A 6,214-nucleotide genomic window follows, 5' to 3' on the forward strand; every position below is an offset into this window, starting at 1 on the left:
CACTGAGCATCTTCCAGTTCGTATCGTTTAGGTGTTGTCATCGGAATGCCTCGATTCGTTTTTCCTCAGATTATACCTGAATTTTCAGTTTTCAGACAGTCCCTAGTACAACTTTAATAACAATAAACGGCCAGCTCGGTGCATATTATCCAGCAATAGGGCGAAAAGACAATATTGCGCTGTTTTCGACACCCCATGCGTCACGAATCTACCGCGGTTGCTCATCTTGTCCATAATATTCCGGCTTTTCAGCCTGGACGGGATGGGCCTGTAACCAGCTAATAATCTGGCGGCTGAGGTCATCCGTCATTGGTGCCGCAGCTGCTATTTGTGCTTTAGTAATTTGGTTGACATGAATTCCCGCAGTAATTGTACAGCTTCCAACTAGATAACGCTGAATCCGCTTGGCCATTCGTTCCGAAATAAAGTTATCTTTATGGAAGCGACCATCATGGCTGGGAAACTTAACCGTTTCGGGAACCGTGCTGGCAGTTAGTGTGGTCACGTCACCAATATGGGGATTGGTCCCACCGGTAACGACGATCAACAAGTCATATCCAATCACTTGGAGTGTTGCTTGCATTTGATACCCGGCCTGCTCAGTCGTAAAAGTTGCCATACTTAATCCCCCTCCCAACGGCGATCAGTTTCATTATGAATATGAAACGCATCTAAAATTTTCATGGTTTGATGATTGACCAGATCCTGAATGGATTGCGGATGATTATAAAAAGCGGGAATCGGTGGAATAATTTGGGCACCGAGTTTTGCCAACTTCGTTAGATTTTCTAAATGAATCACGCTTAACGGTGTTTCACGTGGAACAATCACAAGTTTACGTTGTTCTTTAATCGTGACATCAGCAGCCCGCGATATTAAATTATCACCGAAGCCGTACGCAATCCCCGCTACCGTCTTCATACTAGCTGGGACAATGACCATTCCGTCATTCAAAAACGAACCGCTGGCAATCGCTGCGCCTTGGTCATTAGCCCGATAAGTAGCATCCGCGAGCGCCGTTAGCTGCGCGAGCGAGTAATCAGTCTCTAACTCCAAGTTTTTTTTAGCCCACGCACTCATTACCAGGTGAACTTCAACATCTGGCCGCTGATGTAACTTTTCTAATAAGTCGACCGCGTAAATCGTACCGGACGCTCCCGTGATTCCCACAACAATTCGTTTCATCCTGACACCCTCGTTTCGGCAATTCTACAATTATAAAATTAGTCATTTACCTGTCTATGATACCTTGCAAAAATACTACAAACAAATCAAGTTTAGACTAATTAATATTCAAAAATGGAATATTAATTAGTAATTGGCATGTCAATTGAATCTGTTATGACTACGCCAACAGCATTAATAAAAGAGTCATAGATTTCCTCAAAAATTTGAAAAGATCTATGACTCTCTTTTGTATTAGCAAGTAAACAAACAACTTGTCAACTATTCGTTATTTAACTGAAACCAGCTCAAACAATTGCTCTAGTTTCAAATTCTCTAAGAGCAGCTTGATTATACTCCCGCCAATCAAAACGTTCAAAACAAACCTGTTGCTCCATATCTAGCACAATCATTAGTGCTGCATCATTTTGTACATCATAATGAGCAAGTTGACCGTTCTGAGCGGCACGCTTTCCGTCAATAAACACTGCGTAATTCGGGTAACTTTCAACGTGTTTAATTTCAACGAATGCACGCCCGTTGCTACCATTCCCCAAAACGATATCTGGATTTTCCCAATCATCTGAGCTAGTAACCCATTTACCATCAACTTGGGTTTCAGCATGGAAGATTTTCAATGGCTCTTTTACAGTTTTTACATACTTGATACTGTCCTTGGTCTCAATTGAGAGAGCTAAAGTATTCGCCAAACTATTTGGATTTGCTACGGCATTTTTACCGCTCAGCAAGCCAAAACGTCCGCCCTTGATTACATCTTGAATACCAGCAACATCTGTTCCAACAACCGGCTTGTGTGCAAGCAAAGCTTCAATAATAGCAAGCCCTTGACCCTCTGTAACTGATGGCAGTACAACATAATCAGTAAATGACACAAATTTCATTGGATGCTGCAAAAACCCCATCATGAACACCGATTCATCTAATCCTAAACCGGAAATAAGTTGCTCTACTTCCAGTCGTATTGGACCATTCCCGACAATATATAATCGCGTCTTCGGATAATTATCATGTACTAACTTAAATGCTTGGATTAATCCTAAATGATTCTTTTCAGGAGACAGTCTTGCCACCGTCACAAAATTAAAATAATTCTGATCTACAGGATGAAATAATTGAGTTGTAATAATTCCGCTTGGTGTCTCTGTTTTAGTAAGCTCTATCAGTGAATCACCATTATCCACTTGTTGCTTTACCTCAGATAATTCTTTTTCAATTTCGGCGCCATTAACTAGATTCTCAACCCATGTAAACTTAGCAGAATCAGCATACTGACTCAAATCTTCTCGATTTTGTTTATCAGCTGATTGGGAAACTGAAATAATTTTGTCAAAATATTGATAGTAAGTAAACGTAACACGCAGATTCTTACGATGCTTGTATCGCCCATTAACAATTTTATTATATTCATCCCACATAGTATTGTGTAGAAAGACAACCTTTTTTGGAACCGGTGATAAAGCAAATAATCCAGTAATAGCTTTGTTGTAACCACCAAAGTCAATAACTTCGTATGGCATAAAGTTACCAAAGATACGCCTAAAATTCAGCTGGTACGTTGCCTTCATCTTATTTTGGTTAACTAACTTTGAATTAAATCCAAAGTGGTAGCTAGTGTTCTGATTATAAGTATCAAAGAATGTTCTAGTTGCCCATGAAAAATTAAAAATAAAGTGCACGCTGCCGGGTAAGCGATTCATATTATATTCTTTTTCAGGGCGCATCCGCGGATAATCAACAAATACTAATTCATATTTATTAGTGTCAAAGTTTCTAGACAAATTAATAATAGAATTTGTAATCCCGTTATTATAGAAACCTCCAGCATAAATCAATAACTTCTTTTTATTATTGTTGAAATCAAGTCGCTCAATCGATGACGACTCTTCAAACAATACTTGCACTGCACGATCAGTCGCTTGTCCGTCATCATAACTCAAGAATTCGGATTTATAATCATTGTACTGTTGTTCGTAAGTCTTGGCCCATGAATCAAAGTATTTTTGATTACAGTCATCAAGCAATTGATCAAACTTATCCGTGACCAGTCCCGGAAGTGTATCAAGCGACTTGTAAAAGCCTCGGTTCTGTGCGTAACTATCCTTATCAGGAACATAAAACATAACAGGCCGTTTAATCGGCAAAAAGTCGAAAAAGATACTGGAATAATCCGTAATCAATACATCCACACCACGTAACAATGTATTGGTATCAATGGCATTTGAAATTAATTGATCACCATATCCCATTTCAACTAATTTATCATAAATAAAATAATGTACTTTTAAAAATACTTTGTAGCCAGATGGGACACGTTCCTGCAATCGTTGGACTTCATTTAACAACTGTAAAATATCAGCTTCAGTAGTATATTCCACATCTTTTTTCCAAGTTGGCGCATACAAGATTATCTTTTCAGCTGGAAGCCCCAAGCGCTCTTTCAACGCTTGCGTATCCTCGGAAACTAGTGTCCCCAGTAAGTTATCAACTCGTGGATTACCAGTAATATAAACTTCATTTGGAAAAATACCGTTTAAATCATGGCTCGTAATTAAATGCTCAGCCGTAAACTGATTAGGCATAGCTAAGACATCAGCTGCCAATAAATTACGCTGAATGTTCTTATGGTCTGCCCTACCTGAACCCTTAATATCTAATCCCAGTGTTTTTAAAGGTGTCCCGTGCCAAGTATTCAGATACCGTTGCCCATCCCTTTTGATAAAATAGGGCATGAAAGAAGTATCGTTAATTAAATACTTTGAGGTAGCTAAGGCTTTCATATACTGACGTGATTCGTACTTAACTAAATATACCCGATGTCTCTTGGTATCCGCCATAATATCCGCAGGAATTGTATCTTTGTCTTTGTATGCCCAATAGTACGTATAATCCGGATATTCTTGTACCATCTTTTGATACATCGCATACACATTTCCAGTCAAATTGACAGCATGATACGATTCCAAGAAAACAGCCTTTTCTTGAACTTTGCTATGTTTCACATAGTATAAATAAACATTAATTTGACGAATTGCCGGCTTAGTTACAAACTCCCGAATTGGCCGTGCAACAAACTTACACGCGAGTTTGATGGTATTCATCTTTCCCATAATATATATCATTACTCCTTGTGCTTGACTACAGTACTCTAGCCCTAATGGATTAGCCTGTATAATTATTTGCGTTCTGATCTATGCTAGTAATCAACTTCACAACTCGTTGACTAGCCGTTCCTTGCTCCCATTCCGTGAACTGTGTCCGAAATGCCATCATCTTGGCTGTTTCGTTTGGATAACCATCATTAGTCAAGAACTGATCTAACTTGGCCAGAAAATCCTGCTCATTGGTGACAATTGGACCAGGAACCTTGTTGTAATCAAAGTAGAATCCGCGAATATCACCCTGATAATGCGCTAAGTCATAAGGATAAAATAGCATAGGTCGATTCAAGATAGCGTAATCAAACATGACCGAAGAATAATCCGTAATCAATAAATCACTAATTAAGTACAAATCATTAATATCTTCATCCACACATAATTTAACATTGTCCTCAAAGCCTTGGATATTGATCGACTCAGCTACTAGGTAATGTGGCCGAATAATAAGCACATCTTCCTTATTAAGCCTTTTAACAACCGCGGCCAAACTAAAAGGCAAGTTCATTTTATACATACCTTTGCGGATAAAAAAGTCATCTCGCCAAGTCGGCGCATATAAAATTACTTTGCCCATCTTATTGCCAACAATTCTTTTTTTAATCGCTGCAATCGCATCATAATCCTGGCGCTGATGCACTAACCGATCGTTGCGGGGATACCCATAATCCAAGAACTGGTTGTTAAAATCAAACGCTCGTCGAAAAACGTCTTTTGAAAACTGATTGGGTGCAATTAAATAATCCCACCGTTTACTCTCCGCCGTAAAATTCTGACGATACTGACTTGTATCGGTACCAGGCATTGAAACTTTTGGAATATCAATCCCCAGGCGCTTTAGCGGCGTACCATGCCAAGTCTGAATATAGGTCGTTTTCGCATTCTTCTTCAACCAATACGGCATCCGCGCGTTCAGGACCCAGAATTCTGCAACCGGTGCCACTAATAACCATTTGGCCGAAAAGCGTGGAATAATATTCAACTTAGGATACTTTTCCTGGGCTTCCACAACCAACTGACGCTTAACACCCCAGACTAGCTTCCAATCTGGATGCGCGGTCTGAAGTGCTTCGTAAACGTATAGCGGGTTATCCATTGGAACTTTACCATTAAACGCCTCAAATAAAACAACGTGTTTTCTCACTGGGCACACAGTCGCAATTACATTGAACAGTCGGCGATAAACCTGACTGATAATATCTTTTAATGCCATTTTATTGAATTCCCCGTCACACGTTTATTTTTGATTGAAATTCAAGTCTTGCTTAATCTTAGTCGTTGAGATTTCAGGAGTCCGTGGTAAATAGATGACTTCAGCGTCAGTTTGTTCGCCCACGAAATCAAATTTACCAGTCCAGTCATCACCCATTACAAAGCGATCAATTTGGTATAATTTCACGTCACTTACTTTTTGATCCCACGACTTTTCAGGAATCACTAAGTCAACATAGCGAATTGCTTCTAGTAATGCCTTGCGCTTTTCGTATGAGAAATAGGCCTTCTTTTGCTTGCTGTCCCAGTTGAACTCATCGGTTGATAGGGCCACAATTAGGTAATCCCCTAGTGATTTGGCACGCTTGAGTAATTCAATATGCCCATAATGTAATAAATCAAACGTTCCGTACGTAATAACTCGCTTCATAGTAAAACTCCTCCTAAAATTTCTTCGTTAATCTTTATTAAATCAATGTACACACCTGAATGTAAACAAGGCTATTATATCATGAAAAGATTGACTACACCCATCATTATACAATTCTTAATGAGCCGCGCTTTGTATATTTTATATTTGGCAAATTACAAGTTTAATCCGAACAAGCCCGGAATCTTTCAATGGCAGTCTGTTGATGATGTATTTTTAATGGTCGTTGATT

The 6,214-nt window shown here is 39.3% G+C and carries 5 protein-coding genes; all 5 read right to left on the minus strand.

The window, feature by feature from the left end; genetic code table 11:
• Window positions 1–208: 208 nt before the first annotated feature.
• Window positions 209–619: a gallate decarboxylase subunit LpdD gene (gene lpdD, locus ACOV1R_RS15610; RefSeq protein ID WP_003646393.1), complete on the minus strand. Its 411-nt coding sequence runs from the start codon at window positions 617–619 to the stop codon at window positions 209–211.
• A 2-nt stretch (window positions 620–621) separates the two neighbouring features.
• The gene (locus tag ACOV1R_RS15615; protein ID WP_003643707.1) at window positions 622–1,185 is read right to left on the minus strand and encodes a UbiX family flavin prenyltransferase; all 564 of its coding nucleotides are present in this window, start codon (window positions 1,183–1,185) and stop codon (window positions 622–624) included.
• Between the two features lie 287 nt (window positions 1,186–1,472).
• The gene (locus ACOV1R_RS15620; RefSeq protein WP_003646392.1) at window positions 1,473–4,292 is read right to left on the minus strand and encodes a glycosyltransferase; all 2,820 of its coding nucleotides are present in this window, start codon (window positions 4,290–4,292) and stop codon (window positions 1,473–1,475) included.
• Between the two features lie 52 nt (window positions 4,293–4,344).
• Window positions 4,345–5,553, minus strand: a complete 1,209-nt coding sequence (locus ACOV1R_RS15625; protein ID WP_015379711.1) for a CDP-glycerol glycerophosphotransferase family protein — start codon at window positions 5,551–5,553, stop codon at window positions 4,345–4,347.
• Between the two features lie 24 nt (window positions 5,554–5,577).
• The gene (gene tagD / locus ACOV1R_RS15630) at window positions 5,578–5,982 is read right to left on the minus strand and encodes a glycerol-3-phosphate cytidylyltransferase (protein WP_003646390.1); all 405 of its coding nucleotides are present in this window, start codon (window positions 5,980–5,982) and stop codon (window positions 5,578–5,580) included.
• Between the last annotated feature and the right edge of the window lie 232 nt (window positions 5,983–6,214).

Origin of the sequence: Lactiplantibacillus sp. YT640 (assembly GCF_049745435.1) — a bacterium.
Classification (GTDB): domain Bacteria; phylum Bacillota; class Bacilli; order Lactobacillales; family Lactobacillaceae; genus Lactiplantibacillus; species Lactiplantibacillus plantarum.

Bases quoted from the DNA above. Each gene is read 5' to 3' on its own strand.
- ACOV1R_RS15615 (WP_003643707.1), bottom strand. From the start codon at position 1,185: ATGAAACGAATTGTTGTGGGAATCACGGGAGCGTCCGGTACGATTTAC.
- ACOV1R_RS15625 (WP_015379711.1), bottom strand. From the start codon at position 5,553: ATGGCATTAAAAGATATTATCAGTCAGGTTTATCGCCGACTGTTCAAT.
- lpdD (WP_003646393.1), bottom strand. From the start codon at position 619: ATGGCAACTTTTACGACTGAGCAGGCCGGGTATCAAATGCAAGCAACA.
- tagD (WP_003646390.1), bottom strand. From the start codon at position 5,982: ATGAAGCGAGTTATTACGTACGGAACGTTTGATTTATTACATTATGGG.
- ACOV1R_RS15620 (WP_003646392.1), bottom strand. From the start codon at position 4,292: ATGGGAAAGATGAATACCATCAAACTCGCGTGTAAGTTTGTTGCACGG.